Below are 26,773 nucleotides of genomic sequence, written 5' to 3' on the forward strand. Positions count from 1 at the left end.
ACAGAATTACTTTCCATGCCGACCGGTGGTGAGCGCGTTCGTCAATTCGGCTGCCGCGCTGCGGGTCGCATCGACGAATTCATCGCGTTCCACGCGCGTCGTCGCCACCTGCAATGGCCCCAGCTGAACTTCGTAGGCCGCGGTGCCGCTCGCATCGAAAACCGGGGCCGCGAGATAACTCAGCGGCAATATCTCATCCGAATCCAGCTCCGTCCGCGTGAAAGGCCGGGACGTGAGCGCGGCGAGCTGGCGTAGCGCGCGAGTACGCAGATGCGGTCGCAGCAATTCGGATCCGACCGCGCCGAGTAGATCGGCGAGCAGGTCGACCAGGCCCGCATCGTCGGCGCGCGGCCGGAACACCGCGACCCCGCGTTCACGCACCAGCGCCAGCAGCGCGCCGACGATGCGTTGATCCGCCTCGTCGGCGGTGTTCAGCCACGTATCCTGCTCCTTTGCCGGACGCCACGGCATCACACTCGCGCCGGCCGGGAATTGGAGCGGAATACGATGTCCCACCGGGATTCCCGGCACCACCCGGTCGACGCCGTGCCGGACGTCGAGCACGGTGAGCCGGTCCGGCTCGATGCGGCTGAACGTGGCGCCATAGCCGGTCCGGGCAGCGAGACCGGCGAGGAGCTCGCCCACGTCCTGTGGAAGCGCGGCGCCGTGCAATCCCACCAGCGCCGGGCCGATGCCGTAACCATGAGCCGGGTCGCGCACGACCCAACCGGCCGCGTCCAACTCGACCAGGATCGCGGTCGCGGTCGCGCGCGCGATGCCCAGCCGTTCGGCGATGCCCGCGACGCTGATCGGCTCCCCGGAGGTCGCCAGTAGCGACACGATGTCGACGACGCGCCGCGTGGGCGGCGACGCAGATCGGTCCGGCATGATGGCAATCCCTTGTCCCGGCTCGATGAGCGACTTACGATGACGAATATTAGATCACATGCTGTCGAATATTCGTCAGTCGCCGCTTAGGAGCGTGAATGATTCTGGAACGGTTCCGAATCGATGATCAGGTCGCGATAGTCACCGGCGCAGGTCGTGGCCTGGGCGCGGCTATAGCGGTCGCGTTCGCGGAGGCGGGTGCGAATGTCGTCATCGCCGCACGAACCAAAAGCCAGCTCGACGAGGTAGCCGAGCGGGTTTCCGCCACCGGGCGACAGGCCCACGTTGTACCCGCGGATCTGAGCGACGCCGAGGCCACAGCGGCACTCGCCGAGACGGCGGTCGAACGCTTCGGGCGATTGGACATCGTGGTGAACAACGTGGGCGGCGCACTGCCGTGCCCGCTGCTGGACACGACGCCGCAGGCACTGCGGGACGCGTTCGACTTCAACGTCTCGAACGCGCACGCCTTGGTCCGCGCCGCGGTGCCGCGCATGCTCGAAACGGCGGGCGGCGGCTCGATTCTCAACATCACGTCCACGATGGGGCGGCTCCCCGGACGTGCGTTCGCGGCATACGGCACCGCCAAGGCGGCTCTGGCCCATTACACCAAGCTCGCCGCTCTCGACCTCAATCCGCGTATCCGGGTCAATGCCATCGCGCCGGGCTCGATCCTGACCTCCGCACTGGAGGTCGTCGCCGGAAACGACGCCATGCGTACCGAATTGGAGTCGAAGACACCGCTGCATCGCATCGGCGAACCGGAGGACATCGCAGCGGCCGCGCTCTATCTGGTGTCCCCCGCGGGGAAGTATCTCACCGGCAAGATTCTCGAGCCCGACGGCGGTTTGATCGTTCCCAACCTCGACCTTCCGATCCCGGACCTGTGACATGACATATCGCGTAGTGCAATGGGGCACCGGCAATGTGGGCAAGCATGCCTTGGCCGGCGTAATCGCCCATCCTGAGCTGGAATTGACCGGGGTGTGGGTGTCCGGTTCCAAGAGCGGAGCGGACGCGGGGACGCTCGGGGGGCTCGATCAGCCCGTCGGCGTCGCCGCGACGACCGACGCGGAGGCATTGCTCGCGTCGCGTCCGGACTGCGTCGTCTACTGCTGCATGACCGACAACCGGCTGTTCGAAGCCGTACAGGATCTGCAACGCATCCTGGCCGCCGGGATCAATGTCGTCGCGTGCGCACCCGTATTCTTCCAGTACCCCTACGGCGTGCTGCCCGACGAGTTGCTGAAGCCGGTGCAGGAGGCGGCCGCGCAGGGCGATTCGTCGCTGTGGGTGAACGGCATCGACCCCGGTTTCGCCAACGACCTGCTGCCGCTCGCGCTCGCGGGGACCTGTCTGCGCATCGATCAGCTGCGCTGTCTGGAGATCGTGGACTACGCCAGCTACGACAACCGCGCGGTCATGTTCGACATCATGGGCTTCGGCAAGCCACTCGACGAGATCCCCATGCTGTTGCAGCCCGGCGTGCTGTCGCTCGCCTGGGGCGGCACGGTTCGCCAGCTCGCGGCCGGGATCGGGGTCACCCTCGACGCCGTCACGCAATCTTACGAGCGGATCGCGGCGCCGGAGTCGTTCGATATCGCGACCGGGCACATCGCCGAAGGTACGGCGGCGGCACTGCGTTTCGAAGTGCGGGGCATGGTCGGAGACGTGCCCGTCACGGTGCTCGAGCACGTGACCAGGCTGCGTCCCGACCTGTGCCCGGACTGGCCCCAACCGGCGGACCCGGAGGGCTCCTACCGGGTCGAGATCACCGGCGAGCCCAATTACGCGTTGGACTTGGTGACCTCGAGCCGCAACGGGGATCACAACTACGCGACCGTGCTGGCGACCGGCCTGCGCATCGTCAACGCGATTCCAGCCGTGGTCGCGGCGCCCGCCGGAATTCTCACCGCGCTCGATCTCCCGCTGATCACCGCTCCCGCGCAGCGTCCCGGTCGCTGACCCACCACCCGGCCCACGCGGTACGCGGAGGTAGGAGGTAGAAGGCCTGCGGAGCTACTGGCCCATCACACGGCGGCCCCGGCCGAGGCTATTCGGCGTACCGCGCGGACTGTGCGCGGTCGATGTCATCGATGAGCTGCGGCTTGCCGACCGACCGGGCGACCGGCCTACCGACCGACCGGCTGCACGGCGTGCCGGTCGGCCGGCGACAGCGTGTCACGCTATTGGCCCCGCCCGGTCGTGTGACCGGCTCGGCAGCACGCGGAGCCACCCGGCCCGCAGGCGACAGTGCCCCGTCGTCGCGAACTCGGACGCAAACAGCCGACCGGAAGTGTTGGCGCTGTTGCTCGGCCACGCTTCGGGCTCGCCCGTTTCGACTGGCCGCGCAAGTAGGCGGCCCGCGGCGGGGACTACCGGGCTCGCGCCGCGGACAGTGCCCGCTCGATGTCGTCGGCGCGGTTGCTCGGCCAACACTTCGGGCTCGCCCGTTTCGATTGGCCGCGCAAGTAGGCGGCCCGCGGCGGGGACTACCCGGCTCGCAGCGCGGACAGTGCCCGCTCGATGTCGTCGGCGCTGTTGTAGAGGTGGAAGGCGAATCGCAAGCCGCCGCCTCGCGCTGAGGCGACCACCTCGGCCTGCTCGAGCCGGGCCGCGAGGTCGCCCGCGCCAGGGACGGAGACGATCGGCGAGGGCGCCTCGACGGGCTCGAAACCCAGTTCGCGCAGTCCGGCACGGAAATGGCCGGCGAGTTCGAGGTCGTGCGCGCCGATCTTGTCGACGGTGAGTTCCTCGATCAGCGACAGTCCCGCCAGCGCCGCCACGACGCCGAGCCAATCGGGCGTCGTGTCGAATCGCCGTGCCGTCGCGGGCAGCGCGGCCGGGCGGTACAGCTCCGCCCAGCGGTCCTCGGCGGCGTACCAACTGGCGCCGATCGGACGCAGCTGCGGGACGAACTCGGGCGGCGTGGCGAGGAACGCGACGCTGCGCGCGCCGATCAGCCATTTGAAGCTGGCGCAGACCCAGTAGTCCGCGTCGGCGAAGCGCAGCGGCAGCCAGCCCGCGGCCTGGGTGGCGTCCACGAGCAAACGCGCGTTGTTGGCCCGGGTGACCGCCCGCAGCTCGGGGAGATCGGCGACGCGGCCGTCCGCGGATTGGACCACGCTCACCGCCACCAACTCCGTCTCCGGGCGGACCTGCGCGGCCAGCTCCGCCAAAGGGACGAAGCGCACGACGAGATCGTCCCGGTACACGAAAGGCATCGAGACCGAGGCGAATTCGCCTTCCGGCAGGAGGACCTCCGCGCCCGGTGGCAGTGCGGCGGCCACGGGTGCGATCAGGCCCGCGACACCGCTGCCGAGCGCTATGTCATCGGCGGTGGCACCGTCGAGCAGCCGGGCGAAGCCCGCGCGCAGGTCCGGTACCAGAAGGTCCACTTGGGATGTCGGGCCACTGCGGCCGGTGGCCCAGCTCGTGCTCGCCTCGCGGACCGCGGTCAGGGCGCGGGCGGACGGCAGACCGAAGGAGGCGGTGTTCAGGTAGGTGATCTCGGGAGTGAACTCGTCAGGCGCTAGCGAGGGCATGTTCGCAGCATCCGCCGGGCGGCGCGGGACCGTCCAGCGCCACCGGGCGGATAGTGGACCGTTTTCCCGCCCGTCACTTACCGGGCGCCCACATGTTGGACAGCAACTGGAAGCTGGGTGTGTCCGACAGCGACTGCATGGATTCGTAGATGCGCCGGTAGGCCGTGGAGGCGATGCGCCACTTGCCGTCGTCGTCGCGGCGGTAGGTGTCGGTGTAGTAGCCGGCTCCCCGGATCAGCACCCCGTACTCGGTGGCGAGCACGGTGTCCTCGAAGGCCCAGGATCCCGTGGCCGTCGCGCCGTCGACGCCGATCTCCGGGTGGTTGGCGATGTGGACGGTGACCACCGAGGGGCCGAGATTCTCCCGCATGAACGCGGTGATGGCGTCACGGCCGTCGAGGTTCAGCGGCTCGCCCATGGCGTGGGTGCCGTAGCGCCCTTTCGCGTCGACCGCGAGGGTGTCGGCGAACTCGTCCCACTCTTTGAGGTCGAGGGCACGGAAGTAGCGGTATTTCAACTGGCGGACGGCTTCGATGGCGTCGAGATCCATCTGTCGAGCCTGGCACGCGCGGCCCCCGCAGACAAGAACGTGTTCTATTTTGGTGCGAGTCGGCGTCGCGAAGGGACGGATCGAGATCCGCGGGGATCAACTGTGTCGTCCGGAGCGGAGGCCGGATCGGGGACCTCAGCCGCAGGCGAGGGTGTCGAACCGGGCGGGGGCGGGTACCCATATGACGGGCGTTATCGTGCGCCACGACAGCGTCCTGGGTACCGATCCGTCACGACCAGGGGAATCTTGCGATGACCGACCGCCATGCCACCCACGACTCGAACCAGCAGATCCCTCTCGACCAAGAACTCGCCCTCGAGGCGGCCGCGCGGCGCCTGGAGAACGAATTCGACGGCGTCGCCAGCGAAGCCGCGATCGAGGACCATCTCCAGGCCTCCTACGACCATGTCGCACACCACGCCACCATCGTCAACTTCCTGCCCCTGCTGGCCGAGCGGTACACCCGCGAGTGGCTTTTCGCCCTCGAGGATTCCGCGCACGGGTCCGCTTAGCGGCCTCTAAGCTCTACGCGAGCACGCGTGGAGGTTGGCAATGACGGTCGAGGTGATGACCGATTCCGAGACGGGGGATTTGCCGACCGGATCCGGACAGGCAGCACGACCGAGCCAGCCCCCGGCATCGATGATCGAGCGGATGACGCTGATATTGGAGGCGTTCGACGGCGCGACGCCGACGCTCACCCTCGTCGAACTGGCCGAGCGCACCGGATTGCCGCGCTCTACCGTGCATCGCATCCTCGACCAGCTGATCCGGCTGCGCTGGCTGGCGCACGCGCCCGGCGGCTATCGGCTCGGCTTGCGCACTCTGGAGTTGGGTGGCCTGGCCGCCGACCAAAACGAGATCCGCGATGTGGTGAGCCCACTGCTGCACGACGTCTGCCAGCAGACCGGAATGGTGGGCCATCTCGGCGTTCTGGACGGGCGCGATGTGTTGTACCTGGACAAGGTCGGCGGCCGGATCGCCGCCAGCGTGCCCACCCGGCTCGGCGGCCGGATGCCCGCGCACAGCACCGCACTCGGCAAGGCGCTGCTGGCGACGCTGGACCCGAGCATCGTGGAGGCGTCCTTCCGGGATCGCCTGCCGCAACTGACCGCTCGCACCCTCGCCGACCGCGCCGAACTGCATCGCGAACTCGGCCGCATCCGCAACCGTCAGGGTGTCGCCGTCGACAACGAGGAGTCCGTGCCCGGAATCACATGCGTGGCAGTGCCGATTCGCGGTCGCGGCGCGGCGGTGGCCGCGGTGTCGCTGTCGGGCCTGATCGGTGCCGACGCGGTGGCGCCGGACACCGCGCGGCTGGCCATGGCGCTGGCCGAGATCGCCCGTGAGGCGGGGCGAACCCTGTGTCCTCGGCACGCGCGTAGGCTCTAGCTGCACCGCGCGGCCCGGCATCGGTGCGCCTGGCTCCGCCGGATCATTTCCGATCGGCCGCGGCCGTCCCCGGGCGGAATGGCCGAAATTAGCGGTGCGCTTGCTGAATTGCCCGCCTTTCACTGTGAAGAATTTTCGTTCGCTGTGCGCGCGAGCGGCCGGGCTGCTTTCCTGGTGAAGTCAGGATGGACAGTCCGCGAGGAGCCGAGCCGGAGTCGGGGAAGCGATGCACCGGGTACCGATCCAAGAGCGGCCATTCCGTTCCGAATGGCTATGGTTTGCGGCGGGCGCGCTGGCCACCGTCGCGGTGGTCGTCTGGCTGGTGCGGCCGTCGGCGCCGACCTGCGCCGCGGCGCATCCGCTCGACGAGGTGTCCTCGCCGTCCCGATTTCCCGTGTCCGCCGTGACTTTCGCGCCGATCGGGCCGGACATGTCCGCCGAGGTGCGCTACTACGTCTTCGGCACGCGGACATCGTGTTCCTTCCGCGAGCTGCCGCCGGACGGCTACTATGCCGGGCTTTCGACCCGCGACTACGGGCGCGCCGATCTCTGCGGGGCATTGCTGGACATCGCGGGCCCACGGGGGTCGGTCCGCGCGCTGGTGGTCGACCACTGCCCGGCATGCGCTCCGGGACAATTGGATCTCAGCGCGGCGGCGTTCGAGCGGATCGCCGATCCCCGCGACGGAGTGGCGCGGGTCGGCTACCGTCTGGTCCGTGATCCGCAACCGGCGCAGGAGCTGACCTACGAGGTGAAGCCGGATTCGTCCGCGTCCTGGTTCGGCATCCTGTTCGGCGGCACCGGAAACCCATTGCGCGAGGCGGCTGTTCGTCCGGCGGAGGGTGGGCCGTGGCGACAGCTCAGCCGACGGGCCGACAACTACTGGACCCTTTCCGGCGCCGGGCTGGGCCCGTTCACCGCGCGCGTGACGGACGTCTTCGGCAACGAGGCCGAGATCACCGATGTGCGGGTGGAACCGGGGCGATACTCGGCGGGCACCCGGCTCTATTCCGGCGCGCCGTCGTTCACGTCGTCGCCGTCGCTGGCGACCGCGACAGGGCCCGTCACGGTCGCGTCCGGCTGTCGACGGTAGCGCTCAGGTGAGCCTCGCGGCCAGCGCACGCCCAGCGGCCCGGCCGGAGAAGATGCACCCGCCGAGGAAGGTGCCCTCGAGCGCGTTGTAGCCGTGCACACCGCCGCCGCCGAATCCGGCGACCTCACCCGCGGCGTACAGACCCGGGAACGCCGTGCCGTCCGGCCTGATCACCTGGGAACTCAGGTCGGTCTGCAGACCGCCCAAGGTCTTCCGGGTGAGGATGTTGAGCCGGACGGCGATCAGCGGGCCCGCGGCGGGATCGAGGATCCGGTGGGGTTTGGCGACCCGGCCCGCCTTGTCGCCGAAGTATCGGCGCGCGTTGGCGATCGCCATCAGCTGGCTGTCCTTGCCGTACTTGTTCGCCAGTTCCCGGTCGCGCGCGACGATCTGGCGTTCCAGGTCGTCGTAATCCAACTGGGGGCCGCGCGCGATCTTGTTCATGCCCTCGACCAGCTCGCGCAGCGTGTCCGCGACGACGAAATCGACGCCGTGCTGCTTGAACGCCTCGACCGGGCCCGGCGCGCCCTTGGCCACGCGGCTCTTCAAAGTGAGTTTGAGGTCCTTGCCGGTGATGTCCGGATTCTGCTCGGAGCCCGACAGCGCGAACTCCTTCTCGATGATCGACTGGGTGAGCACGAACCAGGAGTAGTCGTAGCCGGTCTTCAGGATCTCCTTCATCGTCGTGTTCGTATCGAATCCGGGGAAACACGGTGCGGGCAGCCGCTTTCCGTTGGCGTCGAACCACAGCGAGGACGGCCCCGGAATGATCCGGATGGCGTGGTCGGGCCAGATCGGGTCCCAGTTGACGATGCCCTCGGTGTAATGCCACATGCGGTCGCGGTTGACGATGGCGCCGCCCGCTGTCTCGGTGATGGCCAGCATTCGGCCGTCGACGTGCGCGGGCACGCCGGAGATCATGGTCTCCGGGCACGGGCCCAGTCGTTCGGTGGGCCAGTTGCGCCGGATCAGCTCGTGGTTGTGGCCGATCCCGCCGGAAGCCACGATCACGGCCTTGGCGCGCAGTTCGAACCCGCCGACTTCGGTGCGGGACGAGGCGCGACCGCGATCCAGATCGGTGTCCTCGAGCACGGCGCCACGCACACCGACCACCGCGCCGTCCTCCACGATCAATTCGTCCACCCGGTGACGGAAGCCGAAGCGGACCAGCCCGCGCCGCTCGCCTTCGAGCACGGGCTCGGCGAAGACCCGGACCACCTCGGGGCCCGTGCCCCAGGTGAGGTGGAAGCGCGGCACCGAGTTGCCGTGCCCGTCAGCGGTGGCGCCGCCGCGTTCGGCCCAGCCGACCAGCGGCGTCACGCGCAGGCCGAGGTCGCGCAGGTAGTCCCGCTTCTCGGTGGCCGCGAACCGCACGTACGCCTGCGCCCACTGCCTGGCCCATTTGTCCTCGTCGTCGCGGTCGAACCTGGCCGAGCCGAGCCAGTCCTGCAGAGCAAGATCGTAGGAGTCCTCGATGCCGAGACGCCGCTGCTCCGGGCTGTCGACGAAGAAGAGCCCGCCCAGCGACCAGAACGCCTGGCCGCCGAGGTTGTTGCGGTTCTCCTGATCGAGCACGTGCACCGTGCGACCGGCCTTGACCAGTTCGTGCGTGGCGACCAGGCCGGCCAGCCCGGCGCCGACGACGAGGACGTCCGCCTCGGGGCTGCTGTGGGACATGTTCATCCTTCGGTTGCGGTGCTGTAGGCCAGCACGACGTGGTGGAAGAGTTCGGTGCGGCGCTCGCGCACGGCGCGGCTGCCCGGCTCCATCAGTACCTGCACGCTGGTGCCGTCGTGGACGGCGATGAGCGCTTGCCCGAACGCCTCCGGATCGGGCACGGTGCGGCCGCCGCGGGCGAGCGCCGCGACGATCGTGGGCATGAGCGCCGCGACGATGGCCTCCTCACGAGCGGCCATCACCCGGCGCAGCGCGGGGGTGCGCAGGGCGTGCGCGGTGAATTCGGCGGTGATCCGGTACCAACCCTCGTCGACCGGGACCGCCCGTTCCAGTCGCTGGACGGCGGCGCGTACGTCATCGGTGCCCTCGGCCGCGATCTCGTCCAGGATGGCGCTCGCCTCGGTGAGCATCGCCGTGGAGCGCTGCTCCCACATGGCCAGGAAGAGCTCGTCCAGCGAGCTGAAGTTCGAGTAGAACGCCCCGCGGGTGAATCCGGCGCGCTCGCAGACCCGCTCCACGGTGGCGCGGCCGAAACCCTCCTCGGCGAACGCCTCGTAGGCGGCGGTCAGCAGCCGGTTCCTGGTTTCGGCGCGGCGGCGGGTGACCCGGGCGGGCGCGGCCTGCACGGCATCGGACGTCATCGGGCACCTCCTCGGTCGAGGCGTTGGATACAGGAATGTACTCGATACAGAAACGTATCAGAATTCGCCGGACCGCGTGGCCGTATTCGCCGAGTAGGGTGATTCCGGCCCGACCGCCGCGGTCGGGGTGCCCATCCGTGTCGATCCGATCGGTGCGAGGTGATCCGATGAGCGAGGTTCGCAGCGGAACGTCCGCGATGCGTTGCTGGCGGGTGCGCAGGCCGGGTCCGATCGAGAGCGGACCGTTGGACGCGGAGCGAACACCCGTCCCCGAACCCGGTCCCGGCGAACTGCTGGTGCGTGTGCTGGCCTGCGGCGTGTGCCGGACCGACTTGCACGTGGCCGAAGGCGACCTTCCGGTGCACCGCGCGGGGGTGGTGCCGGGGCACGAGGTCGTCGGCGAGGTCGTCGCGGTCGGCAGGGCCGCGGAGGGTTTCGCGGTGGGGGACCGGGTGGGCATCGCCTGGCTGCGGCACACGTGCGGCGAGTGCAAGTTCTGCCTGCGCGGGGCGGAGAACCTCTGTCCGCACTCGGCCTACACCGGCTGGGACGCCGACGGCGGCTACGCCGAATTCGCCTGTGTGCCCTCGACTTACGCGCTGCGCCTGCCCCCGGGCTACTCCGATGCCGATACCGCCCCGCTGTTGTGCGCCGGCATCATCGGGTACCGAGCGCTGCTGCGGGCCGCCGTGCCGCAGGGCGGGCGGCTGGGGATCTACGGTTTCGGCGGCAGCGCCCACATCGCCGCTCAGGTAGCCGCCGCGCGCGGAGCGGAGGTGCACGTGATGACGCGGGATCCGGCGGCGCGGGAGCTCGCCGCCGCGCTGGGCGCCGCCTCGGTGCAGGGCGCGGCGGATCCGCCTCCGGTGCTGCTGGATTCGGCGATCCTGTTCGCCCCCGTCGGTGAGCTGGTGCCGCCCGCGCTGGCGGCGCTCGATCGCGGCGGGATCCTCGCCGTCGCCGGTATTCATCTCAGCGACATTCCCGCCTTGAACTACCAGCGGCATCTGTTCCAGGAACGAGAGATTCGCTCGGTGACCGCGAACACCCGCGCGGATGCCCGCGAATTCCTGGCTTTCGCCGGCGAACACCGGATACATCTGACCACGCACGGGTATTCCCTGGACATGGCCGATCGGGCGCTGGCCGATCTCGCGCACGGACGATTTGCCGGTGCGGCGGTTCTCCTGCCGTAGAACACGATTCGGCGCTGACTCCGTATCGGTCGGATGGAGTTCCTTGACGGCCTCCTGAGCCGTTCTTACCTTCGCGGATATAGCCGAGTAATTGTCACTGACAAGTGTCGATCGGCTGTCTCACAACGGCGTGAGTAGGTGAGTACGATGGCCAACCGGAAGGTAATCCAGTTCGAGAAGTGGCGTGTAGTAAGGGCATTCGCCGTGCTACTGATCGTCGCGGGTTTCGGGGCTGCGACGGGAATGCACGCATGGGCCGCGTCCTGTGCGGCGGTCGACGTCGTCGTCGCCAGAGGCACCCATGAACCCGGGTATCTGGGTTCGGTGGTGGGCGATCCGCTGTACGACGCACTGTGGCAAGCGCTTCCGGTCGATTCGCAGGCCTATCGGGTGGACTACCCCGCCGACCTGCTCGATCCGTCCTCGATCAGCCGCGGCACGCAGGACATGACCGCGCACCTGATGTGGCAAGCGGCGAAGTGCCCGGACCAGCGGTTCATCCTGGTCGGCTTCTCGCAAGGAGCCGTCGTCACCCACGGGGTGCTCGGCACCGGCATCGTCACCGTGCTCGGTGGCATCTACTCGCTGCCCGGAGATCTGGAAGCCCGGGTGGCGGCGGTGCTGCTGTTCGGCGACCCGATCCGGCTGATCGGCTGGAACGTGCCGGACCGATACGCCGGGCGGACCGGAAACTACTGCGCGAGCGGTGATCCGGTGTGTGAAGGCGGCATCCGTCCGGCCGCGCACACGGACTACCGGTGGGCCATGTGGCCCGCCGTGGAGTTCGCGGTAGACCGGATGTGACATCCCGAGACGGGAAATCCGCGGGGTGGGGGGGCCCCCCCGGGGGGGGGCCCCCCCCCCCCCGCCCCCCCCCCCCCCCCCCCCACACCCCCCCCCCCCCCCCCCCCCCCGGCCCCCCCCCCCCCCCCCGGGGGGGGGGGGGGGGGGGGGGGCCCCCCCCCGGGCCCCCGGGGCGTGGGGGTTGCACCCCCACAAGACATTACGAAGCGAGCCCTGTACGCGCTTTCTGCGTACAGGGCTCGCCTAGTGAGCGGAGTGGCAGGTGTAGGATTCGAACCTACGTAGGCTTTCACCGACAGATTTACAGTCTGCTCCCATTGGCCGCTCGGGCAACCTGCCTTTCGCGCATTGTTTCGCGCGCTGAGCAGAATACATCGAACCCGCACCCTGAATGCAAACCGGCTGGCTATCGGCCGTGCGACGCGACTACCCTCGGGTCTCCGGGTAGAACTGACGGGGGCTGGAAGCGTCCGGTTCAACTCACCCGTCGGACCATCAGAACAGGAGCGCAGCGTGGCTGATTCGTCTTTCGATGTTGTGAGCAAGGTCGACCGACAGGAGGTCGACAACGCCCTGCATCAGGCGGAGAAGGAACTCAACACCCGCTACGACTTCCGCGGCACCGGCGCGTCGATCGAATGGTCCGGCGAGGACAAGATCGTCCTCACCGCGGAGGCGGAGGAGCGCGTCAAGGCCGCGCTGGAGGTGTTCAAGGAGAAGCTGATCCGCCGCGACATCTCGCTGAAGGCGTTCGACGCGGGTGAGCCGGTCTCCTCCGGCAAGGTCTACAAGATCACCGGTTCGCTGGTGCAGGGCATCGACTCCGATCACGCGAAGAAGATCTCCAAGAAGATCAGGGACGAGGGCCCCAAGGGCGTGAAGGCGCAGATCCAGGGCGACGAGCTGCGCGTGAGCAGCAAGAAGCGCGACGATCTGCAGGCCGTCATCGCCCTGCTGAAGGGCGAGGATTTCGGGATCGCGCTGCAGTTCGTCAACTACCGCTGAGCGCCGGGTCCGCAGCGCGGCCGGGTCGGTCGCGTTCAGCGTGTCCACGAGGGTGCTAGAGGGGACTGCATGTCGACCGAGGAGCGGGCCGGACTCGGCGTGGACGAGGGCATCCGCACGTTGTTGCTGCTCATGCCGCGCGTGGTCGGACGGGCCAAGAAGTTGGGCGTTCCCCCGGAGCTGGAATCCTTCTCGCTGGCGCCGCGGCACCTGTCGTTGCTGGCCAACCTGGTGTTCGACGGCCCGACCACGGTGACGGATCTGGCCGCCCGGCTGGAGGTGGCGCCGACGACGGTGAGTCTCATGGTCGGCGAACTCAGCAAGCAGGGTGTGCTCGAACGCGGCACCGACCCGGACGACCGCAGACGCACCATCGTCGCCATCGCATCGGCGCACGAGCGATCCGTGCACAAATGGCTGGGACGCAGCGCTCGCGCCTGGCGTACGGTGCTCGAGCCGCTCACGGCGGACCAGCGGAAGTTGTTCGTCGATACGTTCCGCGCTTACGAAGACCAACTGGCCTCGGACGACTGAGGCCGCCGGGCTCAGTACCGGCGGGGACCGCCCGCCATCTCCTCCAGCCGGGCGATGCGCTCGTTCATCGGCGGGTGCGTGGTGAACCAGCGGGCGACCCGCTCACCCGGACGGAACGGGTTGGCGATCATCAGATGCGACTGCGACGCCAGCCTCGGTTCGGGCGGTAGTGGGGCGGTGTGGACGCCGCGTTCGATCTTCCGCAGTGCGGAGGCGAGGGCCAGCGGGTCGCCGGTCAGTTCGGCGCCGGATTGGTCGGCCTGGAATTCGCGCGAGCGGGAGACGGCCAGCTTGATCAGCGTGGCCGCGATCGGGCCGAGCAACGATACCAGCAGCACGGCCAGCACGTTCGGCCCCTCGCCGTTGCGGTTGCCGCCGAGCATGGACGCGTAGACGGCCAGGTTGGCCAGGCCGGAGATGACGGCGGCGAGCGCACCCGCGATCGAGGAGATGAGGATGTCGCGGTTGTAGACGTGCGACAGTTCGTGGCCGAGCACGGCCCGCAATTCCCGCTCGTCGAGAAGTTGCAGGATGCCGCTGGTGCAGCACACCGCGGCATGGCGCGGATTGCGTCCGGTGGCGAAGGCGTTGGGCGCGTTCGTGGGGCTGATGTACAGCCGTGGCATCGGCTGGCGCGCGATGGTGGCCAGCTCGCGCACGATCCGGTACATGACCGGCGCCTCCAGCTCGCTGACCGGCTGCGCGTGCATGGCCCGCAACGCGATCTTGTCGCTGTTGAAGTACGCGTAGGCGTTCATGCCCACCGCGAGCAGGATCGCGACGACGAGGATCGTCGGGTTGCGGAACAGCGCGCCGATGAACACGATCAGGGCCGACAGGCCCACCATCAGCCCGAAGGTCTTCAGCCCGTTCGCAAACCCGTGCCCGTGCATACGTCTCCCTTGCCGCTCCCCCGTTCACCGAGTCGCCTTACAGCAGATAAACGATAGAAGCTCTAGGCAAAGTTCCGATGAATCCGCGCCCAGCCGAAATCAGCCGGCGGAAATCAATCCTCGCCGACATGCGCCCCGGCTCATGAGCGGCGGACCACTCAACCCACGCGTTCGATGGTGTAGCGGACCAGCCGCTCGAGCGCGTCGTTCGCGGGGCCGCCGGGCAGGGCGGACAGCTCGGCGTAGGCGAGGTCGGCGTAGCCCTGGAGCTTCTCCTTGGCCAGCGCCATGCCGCGGGAGTCGGCGAGCAGGTCGAGCGCCTCTTTCACCTCGTCGTCGGTCTCCAGCGGACGCGCGAGTAGCTTGCGCAGCCGGTCGCCGTCGACGCCCTCCTCGCGCAGCGCGTACAGCACCGGCAGCGTGTGCACACCTTCACGCAGGTCGGTGCCAGGGGTCTTGCCGGACTGCTCGGAGGCGGAGGAGATGTCGATGATGTCGTCGGAGATCTGGAAGGCGGTGCCGACCGCGTCGCCGAGGCGGGCCAGTCGCTCGACGTGCTCGGCATCCGCACCCGAGAAGGTGCCGCCGAAGCGGCCTGCGGCGGCGATGAGCGAACCGGTCTTCTCCCACACCACGCGCAGATAGTGCTCGACGGGGTCCTGGGATTCGCGGGCGCCCATGGTCTCGCGCATCTGACCGGTGACGAGTTCGGCGAAGGTCTCGGCGATGATGCGCACCGCGTCGGGACCGAGGGTGGAGGTGAGCCGGGACGCGTGCGCGAACAAGTAGTCGCCCGCGAGGATCGCGATGTTGTTCCCCCACCGCGAGTTGACGCTCGGCGCGCCGCGGCGCATCGGGGCCTCGTCCATCACGTCGTCGTGGTACAGCGTCGCCAGGTGCACGAGTTCGACGACGGTGCCCGCGGTGACCAGAGCGGGATCGGCGGGGCGCGGGCCGAGCTGTCCGGTGAGGATGGTGAAGAGCGGACGGAATCGCTTGCCGCCGGCCTTGGCCAGGTGCAGCGCCGCCTCCTGGAGGAATTCCGCGCCGTCGGACAGCTCGTCGACGAGGAGTCTCTCCACGTCCGCCAAGCCGTTGCGCACGGTGTCGGCCAGCCCGACGTCACCGAGATCGACCCCGGCCACGACCGTGCCCGCGTCGCTCCCGGCTTCGCTGTGCCCGCCGTGCGCCGTGTCCATGATTCGCTCGCTGCGCTCGCTCATGGCCGATGTGCTCATTCCTTCTCCCAGCGATGCGTCCGACCCCACGGTAGAGAACCTAGCGTGTCCCCGCCGGATGGCCCATGAACACCGTCACTCTGTGGCGGATCGTCCACTGCCGCACCGCCTCGATGGTGACCGTCCACGACGCGAGCGCGACCGCCGTCGACATCGGCGAGACTGCCCTGCGAGTATGGACCGCATGGGTTCACCGGAAGCGAGTCCCGCGCCCGACGAGGACGCGTTGCCCAGCCGGGCCGAGGTGCTGGTCGTCGGCGCGGGCCCGGCCGGATCGGCGTCGGCGGCCTGGGCGGCGCGGGCCGGACGCGACGTAGTGCTCGTCGATTCCGCCGTTTTTCCCAGGGACAAGACCTGCGGTGACGGGCTCACCCCGCGTGCGACCGCCGAATTGGAGCAGCTGGGGCTCGGCGAGTGGGTGCGCGCGCACGTCGTCAACCACGGCCTCCGGATGACCGGCTTCGGCCGCGAAGCGCTGCTGAACTGGCCGGGCGGTTCCTTCCCCACGTACGGAAGCGCGGTTCCCCGAACCGAACTCGACGACAAGTTGCGCGAGACGGCGGTGAAGTCGGGCGCGCGCATGGTGGACGGGACGAAGGTAATGGATGTCACCCGGGAGGGTGACCGGGTCACGGGTGTGACGGTGCGTACGGCGGGCGGCACGCGCACCATCGCCTGCCGGACGCTGGTGGTCGCCGACGGGGTGCGTTCGCCGATCGGGCGGCTGCTCGGCCGCGTCTGGCATCGGCAGTACGCCTACGGCACCGCCGCGCGGGCCTACATCAAGTCCGGCCGCAGCGACGACCAGTGGATCACCTCGCATCTGGAGTTGCGCGACGCCTCCGGCGAACTGGTTCCCGGCTACGGCTGGGTGTTCCCGCTCGGCAATGGCGAGGTGAACATCGGTGTGGGGTCGCTGGCCACGGAACGTCGCCCCTCGCACATCGCGTTGAAGCCGCTCTTGGCGCACTACACCGCGCTGCGCACCGAGGAATGGCAATTCGAGGGCTCGCTGCGCGCGGTCGCCTCGGCCCTGCTGCCGATGGGCGGGGCGGTCTCGAACGTCGCGGGGCGCAACTGGGTGCTGATCGGCGACGCGGCGGGGTGTGTGAACCCGCTGAACGGCGAAGGCATCGATTACGGCTTGGAGGGCGGCCACATGCTGGCCGGCCTGCTGGACGAGCCCGACTTCACCGCGATCTGGCCGCAGACCCTGCGCGCCCGCTACGGACGCACGTTCTCGGTCGCCCGGCGGATCGCGGGCCTGGCCACGCACCCGCGCATGGTGCCGCTGGGCGGTCCTCCGGTGATGCGGTCGAAGTACTTGCAGCGCACCGCGGTCCGGGTGATGGGCAATCTGGTGACCGACGAGGACGTCGACCTGACCGCGCGGGCGTGGCGGATGGCGGGCCGGGCATCGCTGCGCTTCGACGAGCGTCCGCCGTTCGCTTAGGGACGAGGGCGGCGCGATGGGCGGACAACGAGCGCGCGGCTTGCCCGCGCTGTATCTGCTCCCGCATCTGCGCCGGGCCAGGGACCTCGCGGACCGCCATTACGCCGACCCGCTGCATCTGGAGGAACTGGCGGCGGCCGCCGGGGTGTCGAAATACCACTTCCTGCGCGCGTTCGCCGCGGTCTACGGCCGCACCCCCGCCGTGTACCTGGCCGAGCGGCGCATCGAACGCGCCCAGGACCTGCTGCGCTCGACCAATCTGACGGTCACCGAGGTGTGCATGCTGGTCGGCTACAGCAGCCTCGGCTCGTTCAGCAGCAAGTTCCGGCAGTTGGTCGGGGTCACGCCGTCGGAATACCAGGCGAAGTTCGCCGACGGCGCTCCGCGTATCCCCGGCTGTTTCGTTTTCATGCACGGGCTCTCCGACCGCAAGCCGCCATGCTGACCGAACGGCGCAATTTCGGAGAAGCCGGTGGCCCCGCGCCCGCCATAGCGTGGACCGCATGACGACGATTACGAACGTTTCCCTGGTGACGGTGTACGTGACGGACCAAACCGCCGCGAAAGAGTGGTACGTCGACAAGCTCGGCTTCATCGAGACCAGCGATGTCACGATGGGCGACAACGGTTTCCGCTGGGTCACCGTCGCGCATCCCGCGCACCCCGAGCTGGAGATCACGCTGATGCTTCCCGGCCCGCCGCTGGACGAGAACTACGCCGACGCCGTCCGGCGGGCGCTGGCCAACGGCACGCACGGCTCGCTCGGCCTGCGGACCGAGAACTGCCAGAAGACCTTCGAGGAACTCACCGCCAAAGGGGTGGAGTTCGTGCAGCCGCCCGCCGAACGGCCCTACGGGACCGAGGCGATCATCCGGGACAATTCGGGAAACTGGCTGGTCCTGGTGGAGCAGAAGGAGTTCTCGCCGCAGGACTTCGCCTAGGCCGCGACGGCGTTGCCCCGGCGCGCTGGGGCAACGCGCGCACTCACGCGGTCGACTCGGCGGACAGCCAGTCCTCGATGCTTTTGCGCTCGCCCTTCAGCACTCGGTGGAGCAACTGCTCGGCGAGTGGCTCGATCGCGCCGCCGACCACGAGAACCTTCACCCGCACGGTGCCGACGACCTCGATCTCGGAACCTTCCGCGGTGGAACGGATCTCGTAGGACCCCGACATCGCGGTGTTGATGCCGCCGGTGGAGACCTCGAAGGTGCCTTTGGCGACCTCGCCGACCAGCGGCTGCCAGTTGTCGGTGCGGGAGAAGGTGAGTTCGCTCCTGAGCACCTTGCGGACCAGCGCTGGCACCTTGTCCTCGGGAGCCTTCTCGGTCATATGGATGCGAATGGTGCCCGCGCCGTCGGGATGCGACAGGTCGACTGTCGCCGTCTCCGCCTCGGCGAAGCGGGACCGCCAGACGTCGTCGGTGATGAGTGCCCGGTGGAGATCTTCGACCGGGACTGTGTACGGCACGGTGAAGCTGAATTTTCGGGACATGGCCGCCACCGTAGCCGAGCCGATCGGTAGCCTGTGGCGGTGTCGGAAACCAGCCAGTTCACCAGGCGGCCGATCCGCCTGCGACGGGCCAGGATCGGCGTGTTGATCGCCGCGACGGCGGTGAGCGTGCTCGTCGGGCTGCTGGTGCTGGCCGCGTGGCGCAACGATTATCTGATCAGCTCGGACAAGGGCAGCACCACGGCCGAGGTGCTCTCGGCGGGACGGCTGCGCTCGGCGGTCATGTACGTCACACCGGACGGCGAGACACACAATCCGAAGGTCGGCGTGCTCTATCCGACCAACTTGACCGCGGGCGAGCGGATTCGTGTGGAGTACCGCCGCAGCGACCCGGACCTGGTGCGGGTGGAGGGCCGTGACGTGCGCGTCGCCGTTCCGCCCGCGTTGTCGGTGATCGTCGTGGTGTGGCTGCTCGCGCTGCCCGCGCTGTGGTTGCTTTTCCGCGCGGGTAGGCGCGGTCCCGCGCCGGTGGTCAGGCCCGCCCCGCAGGCCTGAGATCCGCGTCACCGGGAAAGCGGTCGGGGTTCCGATAGTTCGCCGGATCTTTCCGTGCGCTTCACTTCGGCGTGGCGGCGTGGCGCGGTGTAGCGGTCACGCTGGGAGCGTGCGTGTAGCGATCGTCGCGGAGTCGTTCCTGCCGAACATGAACGGTGTCGTCAACTCGGTGCTGCGGGTGCTCGACCACCTGGACCGGAACGGGCACGAAGCGCTGATCATCGCGCCGGACACCCCCCGCGGACAGCCCGCCGCACCGCGCCACTACGAGCGTTTCCCGGTCCACCGGGTACCCGCGGTCATGGTCCCGAAGGTCAGTTCGCTGCCGGTCGGGCTGCCCCAGCCGGGCATCGTCTCGGCCATCGAGGACTTCGACGCCGAGGTGGTTCACCTGGCCTCTCCGTTCCTGCTCGGCGCCGGCGGCCTCGGCGCGGCATTGCGGCTGGATCTGCCCACTGTCGCGGTGTATCAGACCGACGTGGCCGGCTTCGCCAAGAGTTACGGGCTCGGGCTGGCGAGCCGTGCCGCCTGGGGCTGGACCCGGCGCATCCACGAGGGCGCCACCCGCACGCTCGCCCCGTCCCGGGCCGCCGCCGAGGACCTGGCCAGGCACGGCATCCCGCGCGTGCACCGGTGGGGGCGCGGCGTCGACATCGCGCGGTTCACGCCGAGCGCCCGCTCCGCCGAACTGCGGGACGCCTGGCTCGCGGGCCGGGACCGCCTGCTGGTGGGCTTCGTGGGGCGACTCGCGCCGGAGAAGCACGTCGAGCGGCTCGCGGTGCTGGCCGCCGACCCGGACATCCAGCTGGTGATCGTCGGCGACGGGCCGGAGCGTCAGCGGCTGGCCCGGCTGATGCCGACCGCGGTGTTCACCGGCGAACTCGGCGGCGGCGAGCTGGCGCGGGCGTACGCCAGTCTGGACGTCATGGTGCACGCGGGCGAACACGAGACGTTCTGCCAGGGCGTGCAGGAGGCGCTGGCCTCCGGTGTCCCGGTGATCGGTCCCGACGCGGGCGGTCCCCGCGACCTGATCGCCCACTGCCGCAACGGCTATCTGCTTCCGGTGGACCGGTTCGGCGAGTTGCTGCCCAGCGCTGTCGGGGCGCTGCACGATCCGGAGCTGCGGACCCGGTTCGCCGGGGCGGCGCGGAAGTCGGTGCTGTCGCGGACTTGGCCCGCCATCTGCACCGAGTTGATGGGCCACTACACGGAAGTGACCGGCGCGCGGATTCGGTTGCCGCATACGGCATGAACCCGGCCGAAGCGTGACGGAGGTATCCACGCGCCGCGCTCGGTTCGTAACAGACCGCGAGTTAGGGTCTTCCCGTGCCGAAAACGCAATCGAACCGGGCCTCGTTGGACAAGCAGCCGCGCGAAGTCGCGGCGATGTTCGATGGCGTCGCCCGGCGCTACGACCTGACCAACACGGTGATCTCCGCCGGACAGGATCGCTATTGGCGCTGGGCGACCCGCAAGGCGCTGGCGGCACGGCCGGGCGAGCGGCTGCTCGATCTCGCGGCGGGCACCGGTGTATCCACCCTGGAATTGCAGAAATCCGGCGCGTGGTGCCTCGCAGCCGACTTCTCCAAGGGCATGCTCAGCGCGGGCCGGTTCCGCGACGTGCCGATGGTGGCGGCCGACGCGATGGCGCTGCCGTTCGCCGACGACTCCTTCGACGCGGTGACCATCTCCTTCGGGCTGCGCAACGTGGCCGACACCGACCTCGCCCTGCGCGAGATGCTGCGGGTCACCAAGCCCGGCGGCAGGCTGGTGGTGTGCGAGTTCTCCGCGCCGGTGCTGCCGGTGTTCCGCACGGTGTACCTGGAGTACCTGATGAAAGCGCTGCCCAAGGTGGCGCGCGTGGTCAGCAGTAATCCCGAAGCCTACGTCTACCTGGCCGAATCGATCACGGAGTGGCCCAATCAGCGCAGGCTGGCGATGCGGATCGCGGCGAACGGGTGGTCGTCGGTGAAGTGGCGCAACCTCACCGGGGGCGTGGTGGCCCTGCACCGCGCCTACAAGCTGGACTGAGCCGGAGATCTGGATCACACCTCACCGACCGATCCGGGAGCGGTGAGGAGGAATGTCACCTGGCGATAACGCGAGGTAAATCCGGCGCAATCGGCGGTCCGCATGATCGGAGACATGACCGATCCAGTGACCGGCCGCGGCGACGGCACCGCCCGAACGGCGTGCTCGTACTGCGGCGTCGGCTGCGGGATAACGGTGTCGACGGCCGCCGACGGCGCGGGCAAGCCGGTGATCGCCAAGGTCAGCGGTGACAAACTGCATCCGGCGAACGCCGGCAGGCTGTGCACCAAGGGGGCGACCCACGCGGAGTTGATGCGCACTCCCGGACGGATGGAGACCGCCTACCGGCGCTTCGAGCGCGGCCAGGTTCCGGTGCCGTTCCCCGTCGACGAGGCCGTCCACGAGGCGGCCACTCGGTTGCGCGCGATTCTCGACGAACACGGTCCGGACGCGATCGCGCTGTATGTCTCCGGGCAGATGTCGCTGGAGGCGCAGTACCTCGCGACCAAACTCGCCAAGGGTTATCTGCGCACGGTGCACATCGAGGCGAACTCGCGGCTGTGCATGGCCAGCGCGGGCACCGGGTACAAGCAGTCGCTCGGCGCGGACGGGCCGCCCGGCTCCTACGACGACTTCGAGCACGCGGACCTGTTCTTCGTCATCGGCGCGAACATGGCCGACTGCCACCCCATCCTTTTTCTCCGCATGGCCGATCGCCTGAAGACGGGCGCGAAGCTCATCGTGGTCGACCCGCGCCGCACCGAGACCGCCGCACGCGCCGACCTGTTCCTGCAAATCGCGCCCGGCACGGATCTCGCGCTGCTCAACGGGTTGCTGCACCTGCTGGTCGCAGGCGGCCACATCGACGCGGAGTTCATCGCCGAGCACACCGAGGGCTGGGACGCGATGCCGGAGTTCCTGGCCGACTATCCCCCCGAGCGCGTGGCCGAGATCACCGGACTGGCCGAGGCCGACATCCGGACCGCGGCCGAATGGATCGGCGCGGCGGGCGAGTGGATGTCGCTGTGGACGATGGGACTCAACCAGTCCACACACGGCACCTGGAACACCAACGCGCTGTGCAACCTGCACCTGGCCACCGGCGCGATCTGCCGTCCCGGCAGCGGGCCGTTCTCGCTCACCGGGCAGCCGAACGCGATGGGCGGGCGCGAGATGGGGTACATGGGCCCCGGCCTGCCCGGCCAGCGCAGCCTGCTCTCCGCCGAGGACCGCACGTTCGTGGAGACCGCGTGGGAACTGGCGCCCGGCACCCTGCGCACCGAAGCCGGGCCCGGCACGGTGGAGATGTTCCGTGAACTGGCCGAAGGAACGATCAAAGCGGCCTGGATCATCTGCACCAACCCCGTCGCCACGGTGTCGAACCGGAAGACCGTGATCGCGGGGTTGGAGGCGGCCGAACTGGTGATCGCCCAGGACGCCTACACCGAGACCGCGACCAACGCCTACGCCGACCTGCTGCTCCCCGCCACGCTGTGGGCGGAAGCCGACGCGGTGATGGTGAATTCCGAACGCAACCTCACCCTGCTGCAGCAGTCGGTCCCGCCCATCGGCGACGCGCGGCCGGACTGGCGGATCATCGCCGACGTCGCCACCGCCATGGGATTCCCCGGCTTCGACTTCGCCTCCAGCGCCGAGGTGTTCGACGAGATCAAGCGGTTCGCGAATCCCGCCACCGGCTACGACCTGCGCGGCGTGACCTATGCGGCGCTGCGCGAAGGGCCGATGCAGTGGCCGTGCGCGGAGCCGGACCGCAGGCGCAACCCGATCCGTTACGTCAACGACGGCGTCAGCCAGACGCTGTTCATCGACGAGAACGGCCACCGGCCCCGGCTGGCCTTCGCCACGCCGAGCCGCCGCGCGGTGTTCTGGCCCCGGCCACACCTGCTGCCGGAGGAGATGCCCGACGACGACTACCCGTTCCTGCTGAACACCGGTCGCCTGCAACATCAGTGGCACACGATGACCAAGACCGGCAAGATCGACAAACTGACCAAGCTGAACGGCACGCCGTTCGTCGAGGTGCATCCGGCCGACGCCGAGCGGCTCGGTCTGCGCACGGGCGACCAGCTCGAGATCGCCTCCCGCCGTGGCCGTGCGGTGCTGCCGGTGCAGGTCAGCGACCGGGTGCGGCAGGGCGACTGCTTCGTGCCGTTCCACTGGAACGACGAGCAAGGCGAATACCTGACCATCAACGCGGTCACCAACGACGCGGTCGATCCGGCCTCGCTGCAACCGGAGTTCAAGGCCTGCGCGGTGGCGCTACGCCGGGTGGCTTCCGTGCCGCGGCCGCAGGCTCCCGCCGCGCTGCCCGCGGCTCAGGCGGCGCACCCGCTGGCCGCCGTGCTCGGCCTCGACAGCGGCACCGCCCCCACGCTCAGCGAGACCGAGCGGATCTACCTCAGCGGCTATCTGGCGGCGCTGCAAGCGCTTCCGGTGACCGGTCAGCCGGTGCTTCCGGAGACGGCGCCGATGTCCGCGCACACCAGGCTGTGGGTCGACGGGCTGCTGGCCGGGATGTATTCGCGTAGTGCGGCGCCCACGACGGACACGGGCGCCGCCGCCCGCACGGTCACCGTGCTGTGGGCATCGCAGACCGGCAACGCCGAAGAGTTCGCCGCCGCCGTCGCGGCACATCTCGCCGAGCACGAATTCACACCGCGCCTATCGGACCTGGACTCCTGCGATCCGGGTGCGCTCCAGGGCGACGTGCTGGTGGTCAGCAGCACGTTCGGCGACGGAGGGCCGCCGGACAACGGAGCCGATTTCTGGGATCGGCTGGCCGACAGCGTCGTGCGGCTGACCGGTGTGCGTTACGCCGTGTTCGCGCTCGGCGACTCCTCCTATGACGACTTCTGCGGTTACGGTCGCAAACTCGACCAGAAATTCGCCGAACTGGGCGCGACCCGATTGCTCCCGCGCGTCGACAGTGAACCCGACTACCAAGACGCGGCACAGCGCTGGCTCGATGACGTGCTCGCCGCCTTGGGCGACGGCCCGGCCGAGGACCCCGCCGATTCGCCGGTGACCGGTGCGGCCGCGCCGAGCCGACCCACGCCCCGTGGCGGCGGGGTGGCCACGGTGGAGTCGCCGAGCATGGCCCCGGCACTCGGTCGCACCCGCACCGCACCGTTCACCCGGGCCGCGCCGCTGCGTGCCGCACTGGTGCGCAACGAGTTGCTCTCCGCCGCGGGATCACCGAAGGAGGTGCGCCGCTTCGCGTTCGATCTGCGCGGCTTGGACGCCGCGTACGAAGTGGGCGATTCGCTGGGCGTCTGGCCGGTGAACAGCACCGCTCTGGTCAGCGAATGGCTATCCGCCACCGGGCTGGACGGTCGCCGCGTCGTGGAAGTCGACGAGCGCGAAGTTCCCCTGGCCGACGCGCTGCGCACGCACTTCGACATCACCAAGGTCGGTCAGGATCTGCTCGGCTTCCTCGCCGAGCGCAACGCCAGCGGCAAACTCGCCAAACTGCTGCGCCGAGACAATCGCAACGAGCTGGCGAACTACCTGTGGGATCGGCAGGCCGTCGACGTGCTGCGCGATTTCCCTGTGCGGGCCGATCTGGTGGAGTGGCTCGGCACCCTGAAAAAACTGCAGCCGCGCCAGTATTCGATCTCGTCGAGTCCGCGGGTCAGCCCGGATGAAGTAGAGCTGACCGTCGGCATCGTGCGCTACGGCGACCCGGCGGCCACCGGCTCGGCGGCGCGGCGCGGCGGCGTTTGCTCGACCTTCCTCGCCGATCGCGCCGACCTCACCGACACGGCGGTGCCGATCTTCCTGCAGCGCGCACCGCATTTCCGTCCTCCGGCCGACCCGACCGCGCCGATGATCATGGTGGGCCCCGGCACCGGCATCGCCCCCTTCCGCGGATTTCTTCAGGAGCGCAGGGCCCTCGGCTGCACCGGACGCAACTGGCTGTTCTTCGGCGATCAGCACGCGGCGCACAATTTCTACTACCGCACCGAGCTGGAGGACATGTTCCGTTCCGGCTTCCTGACCCGGCTCGACCTGGCCTTCTCCCGAGACCAGCGCGAACGGATCTACGTGCAGCACCGCATGATCGAGCACGGCGCCGAGCTGTGGTCCTGGCTGCGCGACGGCGCCCACTTCTACGTCTGCGGCGACGCCAGCCGCATGGCCAAGGACGTCGACGACGCGCTCCTGCGAATCGCCCGCATCCACGGCAAACTCGACGAGGACGGCGCACTGGCCTTCAAGAAGCAACTCATCGCCGAGAAGCGCTACGTCCGCGACGTGTACTGACCGACCGTATCGCCGGGCCCACAGCGCCCGATTCAGTGATCTACATCACACCATGGAGCGCGGTCGCACTCCGCTCCGTCAAGAAACACGACGGGTTCGAAGCGACCGTCACCGACCGCCGGGGGACGAGGCTGCCATGGAAGATCCGACACACGACGAACTGACGGACTCCATCGTTCGAGCCGGGACGTGGGAAGGCTTGAAAATCCAGGTATTGCATGGCGTCCCACACATTGTCGAACGCAACGAGGCGGCGCTGACTCCGCCGATCGCCATGCGGTTCTCGCCCGACACGCTGCTCGCGTACTACCGGCGTATCGCGCAGGACGGTTCACGAGGCAGCGCCACAACTTCGTGGGACTGGTGGATGGTCCTGATGTCCACCCACCTCGGCGAGGCGATATACGCCCTGGACCGCATCGACGGTCCGGCCGTGATCACGATCGGCAAGTTCGGCTTCACCGCGACGCCGATCCGAGGGTGCTGACCGCCCGCCGTCGAATACTTGCTCACACCGCGGGCGGGTTGAGCCGGGTGAAGTCCGGGAGGCGGTAGTACGGGTAGTAGGGGTAGGGCGGGGTGGTGGCGCTGGCTTTGTCCAGGCGGGCGATCTGGTCGGCGTCGAGTTCCCAGCCGATCGCGCCGAGGTTCTGGCGCAGTTGCTCCTCGTTGCGGGCGCCGACGATGACCGTCGCGACGGTGGGGCGGCGCAGCAGCCAATTGAGCGCGATCTGCGGGACCGTCCTGCCGGTTTCGACGGCCAGCTCGTCGAGGACGTCGACCACGTCGTAGAGCTTCGCGTCGTCCACCGGAGGGCCTGCCTCGGCGGTCCGGTGCAGGCGGCTACCTTCCGGAAGCGGTTGTCCGCGGCGGATCTTGCCGGTGAGCCTGCCCCAGCCGAGCGGACTCCAGACCACCGCGCCTACGCCCTGGTCGCGGCCGAGCGGCATGAGCTCCCATTCGTAGTCCCGCCCGACCAGCGAGTAGTAGACCTGGTGCGCGACGTACCTGGTCAGCCCGTTGCGATCCGCCGCGGCAAGGGATTTCATCAACTGCCACCCCGCGAAGTTGGACGCGCCGACATAGCGGATCTTGCCCGCGCGCACCAGATCGTCCAGCGCGGCGACGACTTCCTCGACCGGCGTGCCCGCGTCGAAGGCGTGCAGCTGGAACAGATCGATGTAGTCGGTGCCCAGCCTGCGCAGCGATCCCTCCACCGCACCGATCAACCTGGCCCGGCCGGAACCGGCGTCCCGCGGACCCGGTCCGGTCGGCAGCGTCGCCTTGGTGGACAGCAGCACCCGATCGCGTCTGCCCTTCACGGCGGCGCCGAGCACTTCTTCGGAGGCACCGTCGGAATAGACATCGGCGGTGTCGAACATGGTCACGCCTGCGTCCAAACTGATGTCGACCAGCCGTCGCGCCTGGTGGGCATCGGTATCGCCCCATGCTCCGAACAGCTCGCCGCGACCGCCGAAGGTGCCCGCGCCGAAGCTCAATGCCGGGACGTGCAGACCCGACGCGCCGAGCCGCCGGTACTCCATT

Annotated in this window: 26 protein-coding genes and 1 tRNA gene; 17 read left to right on the forward strand and 10 right to left on the reverse strand. The window is 69.1% G+C overall.

Translation table 11 applies throughout. The features are described from left to right. Window positions 1-6: 6 nt before the first annotated feature. Window positions 7-888, reverse strand: a complete 882-nt coding sequence (locus ACL03I_RS29175) for a helix-turn-helix domain-containing protein (RefSeq protein WP_412807457.1) — start codon at window positions 886-888, stop codon at window positions 7-9. Window positions 889-986: 98 nt separating this feature from the next. Here ACL03I_RS29175 and ACL03I_RS29180 point away from each other — a divergent pair, with 98 nt between their 5' ends. Both ACL03I_RS29180 and ACL03I_RS29185 read left to right on the forward strand, forming a co-directional pair. Then, the gene (locus tag ACL03I_RS29180; protein ID WP_379256320.1) at window positions 987-1,778 is read left to right on the forward strand and encodes an SDR family oxidoreductase; all 792 of its coding nucleotides are present in this window, start codon (window positions 987-989) and stop codon (window positions 1,776-1,778) included. Window position 1,779: 1 nt separating this feature from the next. Next, complete coding sequence (locus ACL03I_RS29185) at window positions 1,780-2,853, forward strand: NAD(P)H-dependent amine dehydrogenase family protein (protein ID WP_355081424.1); 1,074 nt, start codon at window positions 1,780-1,782, stop codon at window positions 2,851-2,853. A 527-nt stretch (window positions 2,854-3,380) separates the two neighbouring features. Here the strand turns inward: ACL03I_RS29185 and ACL03I_RS29190 are convergent. Together ACL03I_RS29190 and ACL03I_RS29195 are read right to left on the reverse strand one after the other, a co-directional pair. Further along, window positions 3,381-4,433 (reverse strand): aminotransferase class V-fold PLP-dependent enzyme, encoded by a 1,053-nt coding sequence (locus ACL03I_RS29190; RefSeq protein ID WP_412807458.1) that lies wholly within the window; start codon window positions 4,431-4,433, stop codon window positions 3,381-3,383. 73 nt (window positions 4,434-4,506) lie between these two features. Continuing rightward, window positions 4,507-4,983 (reverse strand): nuclear transport factor 2 family protein, encoded by a 477-nt coding sequence (locus ACL03I_RS29195; RefSeq protein WP_355081427.1) that lies wholly within the window; start codon window positions 4,981-4,983, stop codon window positions 4,507-4,509. A 251-nt stretch (window positions 4,984-5,234) separates the two neighbouring features. Here ACL03I_RS29195 and ACL03I_RS29200 point away from each other — a divergent pair, with 251 nt between their 5' ends. The 3 genes from ACL03I_RS29200 (at window position 5,235) to ACL03I_RS29210 (ending at window position 7,468) form a co-directional block, all read left to right on the forward strand. Then, window positions 5,235-5,495 (forward strand): three-helix bundle dimerization domain-containing protein, encoded by a 261-nt coding sequence (locus ACL03I_RS29200; protein ID WP_355081428.1) that lies wholly within the window; start codon window positions 5,235-5,237, stop codon window positions 5,493-5,495. Window positions 5,496-5,637: 142 nt separating this feature from the next. After that, window positions 5,638-6,375, forward strand: coding sequence for an IclR family transcriptional regulator (locus ACL03I_RS29205; RefSeq protein ID WP_355081430.1), 738 nt, complete (start codon window positions 5,638-5,640; stop codon window positions 6,373-6,375). Between the two features lie 226 nt (window positions 6,376-6,601). Beyond that, window positions 6,602-7,468: an expansin EXLX1 family cellulose-binding protein gene (locus ACL03I_RS29210; protein WP_356968628.1), complete on the forward strand. Its 867-nt coding sequence runs from the start codon at window positions 6,602-6,604 to the stop codon at window positions 7,466-7,468. Window positions 7,469-7,471: 3 nt separating this feature from the next. Here the strand turns inward: ACL03I_RS29210 and ACL03I_RS29215 are convergent, their stop codons facing one another. After that, window positions 7,472-9,151 (reverse strand): FAD-binding dehydrogenase, encoded by a 1,680-nt coding sequence (locus ACL03I_RS29215; RefSeq protein ID WP_412807459.1) that lies wholly within the window; start codon window positions 9,149-9,151, stop codon window positions 7,472-7,474. Beyond that, window positions 9,148-9,786, reverse strand: coding sequence for a TetR/AcrR family transcriptional regulator (locus ACL03I_RS29220; protein WP_412807460.1), 639 nt, complete (start codon window positions 9,784-9,786; stop codon window positions 9,148-9,150). Before ACL03I_RS29220 ends, ACL03I_RS29215 begins: the two co-directional genes overlap by 4 nt. A 197-nt stretch (window positions 9,787-9,983) precedes the next feature. On the opposite strand from ACL03I_RS29220, the gene ACL03I_RS29225 reads away from it, so the two are divergent. Further along, on the forward strand, window positions 9,984-10,982 hold the full coding sequence (locus ACL03I_RS29225; RefSeq protein ID WP_355078553.1) for a zinc-binding alcohol dehydrogenase family protein: 999 nt from the start codon (window positions 9,984-9,986) through the stop codon (window positions 10,980-10,982). A gap of 147 nt (window positions 10,983-11,129) precedes the next feature. Next, window positions 11,130-11,786 carry a cutinase family protein gene (locus ACL03I_RS29230; RefSeq protein WP_412807461.1) on the forward strand — a complete coding sequence of 219 codons (657 nt, stop codon included), beginning with the start codon at window positions 11,130-11,132 and terminating at the stop codon, window positions 11,784-11,786. A gap of 256 nt (window positions 11,787-12,042) precedes the next feature. Here ACL03I_RS29230 and ACL03I_RS29235 read toward each other — a convergent pair. Next, window positions 12,043-12,125 (reverse strand) — tRNA-Tyr (locus tag ACL03I_RS29235). A gap of 174 nt (window positions 12,126-12,299) precedes the next feature. Here ACL03I_RS29235 and ACL03I_RS29240 point away from each other — a divergent pair. Both ACL03I_RS29240 and ACL03I_RS29245 read left to right on the forward strand, forming a co-directional pair. Then, window positions 12,300-12,791, forward strand: a complete 492-nt coding sequence (locus ACL03I_RS29240; RefSeq protein ID WP_412807462.1) for a YajQ family cyclic di-GMP-binding protein — start codon at window positions 12,300-12,302, stop codon at window positions 12,789-12,791. A gap of 69 nt (window positions 12,792-12,860) precedes the next feature. Then, window positions 12,861-13,325 carry a MarR family winged helix-turn-helix transcriptional regulator gene (locus ACL03I_RS29245; protein WP_364424254.1) on the forward strand — a complete coding sequence of 155 codons (465 nt, stop codon included), beginning with the start codon at window positions 12,861-12,863 and terminating at the stop codon, window positions 13,323-13,325. Between the two features lie 11 nt (window positions 13,326-13,336). Here the strand turns inward: ACL03I_RS29245 and htpX are convergent, their stop codons facing one another. After that, window positions 13,337-14,218: a zinc metalloprotease HtpX gene (gene htpX, locus ACL03I_RS29250; RefSeq protein WP_412807463.1), complete on the reverse strand. Its 882-nt coding sequence runs from the start codon at window positions 14,216-14,218 to the stop codon at window positions 13,337-13,339. Between the two features lie 158 nt (window positions 14,219-14,376). Continuing rightward, a complete protein-coding gene (locus ACL03I_RS29255) occupies window positions 14,377-15,417 on the reverse strand; it encodes a polyprenyl synthetase family protein (protein ID WP_355072144.1) in 1,041 nt (346 codons plus the stop codon). Window positions 15,418-15,640: 223 nt separating this feature from the next. On the opposite strand from ACL03I_RS29255, the gene ACL03I_RS29260 reads away from it, so the two are divergent. From ACL03I_RS29260 to ACL03I_RS29270, 3 genes are read left to right on the forward strand one after another with little or no spacing between them, the layout of a single operon-like run. After that, entirely contained in the window at window positions 15,641-16,909 is a 1,269-nt protein-coding gene (locus ACL03I_RS29260; RefSeq protein WP_356962520.1) for a geranylgeranyl reductase family protein, read from the forward strand. Window positions 16,910-16,925: 16 nt separating this feature from the next. After that, the gene (locus ACL03I_RS29265; RefSeq protein WP_412807464.1) at window positions 16,926-17,354 is read left to right on the forward strand and encodes a helix-turn-helix domain-containing protein; all 429 of its coding nucleotides are present in this window, start codon (window positions 16,926-16,928) and stop codon (window positions 17,352-17,354) included. A 58-nt stretch (window positions 17,355-17,412) separates the two neighbouring features. Next, entirely contained in the window at window positions 17,413-17,850 is a 438-nt protein-coding gene (locus ACL03I_RS29270; RefSeq protein ID WP_412807465.1) for a VOC family protein, read from the forward strand. A 43-nt stretch (window positions 17,851-17,893) separates the two neighbouring features. On the opposite strand, the gene ACL03I_RS29275 is transcribed toward ACL03I_RS29270, so the two are convergent. Further along, the gene (locus tag ACL03I_RS29275) at window positions 17,894-18,400 is read right to left on the reverse strand and encodes a DUF2505 domain-containing protein (RefSeq protein WP_355072025.1); all 507 of its coding nucleotides are present in this window, start codon (window positions 18,398-18,400) and stop codon (window positions 17,894-17,896) included. 39 nt (window positions 18,401-18,439) lie between these two features. Here ACL03I_RS29275 and ACL03I_RS29280 point away from each other — a divergent pair, with 39 nt between their 5' ends. The 5 genes from ACL03I_RS29280 (at window position 18,440) to ACL03I_RS29300 (ending at window position 25,715) form a co-directional block, all read left to right on the forward strand. Then, window positions 18,440-18,913 carry a DUF3592 domain-containing protein gene (locus ACL03I_RS29280; RefSeq protein ID WP_355072023.1) on the forward strand — a complete coding sequence of 158 codons (474 nt, stop codon included), beginning with the start codon at window positions 18,440-18,442 and terminating at the stop codon, window positions 18,911-18,913. A gap of 109 nt (window positions 18,914-19,022) precedes the next feature. After that, window positions 19,023-20,165, forward strand: coding sequence for a glycosyltransferase family 4 protein (locus ACL03I_RS29285; RefSeq protein ID WP_355072021.1), 1,143 nt, complete (start codon window positions 19,023-19,025; stop codon window positions 20,163-20,165). 74 nt (window positions 20,166-20,239) lie between these two features. After that, window positions 20,240-20,944: a demethylmenaquinone methyltransferase gene (locus ACL03I_RS29290; RefSeq protein WP_355072019.1), complete on the forward strand. Its 705-nt coding sequence runs from the start codon at window positions 20,240-20,242 to the stop codon at window positions 20,942-20,944. A gap of 102 nt (window positions 20,945-21,046) precedes the next feature. Beyond that, window positions 21,047-25,228: a molybdopterin-dependent oxidoreductase gene (locus tag ACL03I_RS29295; protein WP_412807466.1), complete on the forward strand. Its 4,182-nt coding sequence runs from the start codon at window positions 21,047-21,049 to the stop codon at window positions 25,226-25,228. A 136-nt stretch (window positions 25,229-25,364) separates the two neighbouring features. Continuing rightward, window positions 25,365-25,715, forward strand: coding sequence for a hypothetical protein (locus tag ACL03I_RS29300; protein ID WP_412807467.1), 351 nt, complete (start codon window positions 25,365-25,367; stop codon window positions 25,713-25,715). A 22-nt stretch (window positions 25,716-25,737) separates the two neighbouring features. Here the strand turns inward: ACL03I_RS29300 and ACL03I_RS29305 are convergent, their stop codons facing one another. Beyond that, on the reverse strand, window positions 25,738-26,772 hold the full coding sequence (locus ACL03I_RS29305) for an aldo/keto reductase (RefSeq protein WP_412807501.1): 1,035 nt from the start codon (window positions 26,770-26,772) through the stop codon (window positions 25,738-25,740). Window position 26,773 lies beyond the last annotated feature (1 nt).

The sequence above is a fragment of the Nocardia sichangensis genome (genome assembly GCF_047200615.1).
In the GTDB taxonomy this organism is placed as follows: domain Bacteria; phylum Actinomycetota; class Actinomycetes; order Mycobacteriales; family Mycobacteriaceae; genus Nocardia; species Nocardia sichangensis.

What these genes read in the sequence shown, in the direction of transcription:
- ACL03I_RS29175 (WP_412807457.1), bottom strand. Translation starts at nt 888, where the DNA reads ATGCCGGACCGATCTGCGTCGCCGCCCACGCGGCGCGTCGTCGACATC.
- ACL03I_RS29180 (WP_379256320.1), top strand. Translation starts at nt 987, where the DNA reads ATGATTCTGGAACGGTTCCGAATCGATGATCAGGTCGCGATAGTCACC.
- ACL03I_RS29185 (WP_355081424.1), top strand. Translation starts at nt 1,780, where the DNA reads ATGACATATCGCGTAGTGCAATGGGGCACCGGCAATGTGGGCAAGCAT.
- ACL03I_RS29190 (WP_412807458.1), bottom strand. Translation starts at nt 4,433, where the DNA reads ATGCCCTCGCTAGCGCCTGACGAGTTCACTCCCGAGATCACCTACCTG.
- ACL03I_RS29195 (WP_355081427.1), bottom strand. Translation starts at nt 4,983, where the DNA reads ATGGATCTCGACGCCATCGAAGCCGTCCGCCAGTTGAAATACCGCTAC.
- ACL03I_RS29200 (WP_355081428.1), top strand. Translation starts at nt 5,235, where the DNA reads ATGACCGACCGCCATGCCACCCACGACTCGAACCAGCAGATCCCTCTC.
- ACL03I_RS29205 (WP_355081430.1), top strand. Translation starts at nt 5,638, where the DNA reads ATGACGCTGATATTGGAGGCGTTCGACGGCGCGACGCCGACGCTCACC.
- ACL03I_RS29210 (WP_356968628.1), top strand. Translation starts at nt 6,602, where the DNA reads ATGCACCGGGTACCGATCCAAGAGCGGCCATTCCGTTCCGAATGGCTA.
- ACL03I_RS29215 (WP_412807459.1), bottom strand. Translation starts at nt 9,151, where the DNA reads ATGAACATGTCCCACAGCAGCCCCGAGGCGGACGTCCTCGTCGTCGGC.
- ACL03I_RS29220 (WP_412807460.1), bottom strand. Translation starts at nt 9,786, where the DNA reads ATGACGTCCGATGCCGTGCAGGCCGCGCCCGCCCGGGTCACCCGCCGC.
- ACL03I_RS29225 (WP_355078553.1), top strand. Translation starts at nt 9,984, where the DNA reads ATGCGTTGCTGGCGGGTGCGCAGGCCGGGTCCGATCGAGAGCGGACCG.
- ACL03I_RS29230 (WP_412807461.1), top strand. Translation starts at nt 11,130, where the DNA reads ATGGCCAACCGGAAGGTAATCCAGTTCGAGAAGTGGCGTGTAGTAAGG.
- ACL03I_RS29245 (WP_364424254.1), top strand. Translation starts at nt 12,861, where the DNA reads ATGTCGACCGAGGAGCGGGCCGGACTCGGCGTGGACGAGGGCATCCGC.
- htpX (WP_412807463.1), bottom strand. Translation starts at nt 14,218, where the DNA reads ATGCACGGGCACGGGTTTGCGAACGGGCTGAAGACCTTCGGGCTGATG.
- ACL03I_RS29255 (WP_355072144.1), bottom strand. Translation starts at nt 15,417, where the DNA reads ATGGACACGGCGCACGGCGGGCACAGCGAAGCCGGGAGCGACGCGGGC.
- ACL03I_RS29260 (WP_356962520.1), top strand. Translation starts at nt 15,641, where the DNA reads ATGGGTTCACCGGAAGCGAGTCCCGCGCCCGACGAGGACGCGTTGCCC.
- ACL03I_RS29265 (WP_412807464.1), top strand. Translation starts at nt 16,926, where the DNA reads ATGGGCGGACAACGAGCGCGCGGCTTGCCCGCGCTGTATCTGCTCCCG.
- ACL03I_RS29270 (WP_412807465.1), top strand. Translation starts at nt 17,413, where the DNA reads ATGACGACGATTACGAACGTTTCCCTGGTGACGGTGTACGTGACGGAC.
- ACL03I_RS29275 (WP_355072025.1), bottom strand. Translation starts at nt 18,400, where the DNA reads ATGTCCCGAAAATTCAGCTTCACCGTGCCGTACACAGTCCCGGTCGAA.
- ACL03I_RS29295 (WP_412807466.1), top strand. Translation starts at nt 21,047, where the DNA reads ATGATCGGAGACATGACCGATCCAGTGACCGGCCGCGGCGACGGCACC.
- ACL03I_RS29300 (WP_412807467.1), top strand. Translation starts at nt 25,365, where the DNA reads ATGGAAGATCCGACACACGACGAACTGACGGACTCCATCGTTCGAGCC.
- ACL03I_RS29305 (WP_412807501.1), bottom strand. Translation starts at nt 26,772, where the DNA reads ATGGAGTACCGGCGGCTCGGCGCGTCGGGTCTGCACGTCCCGGCATTG.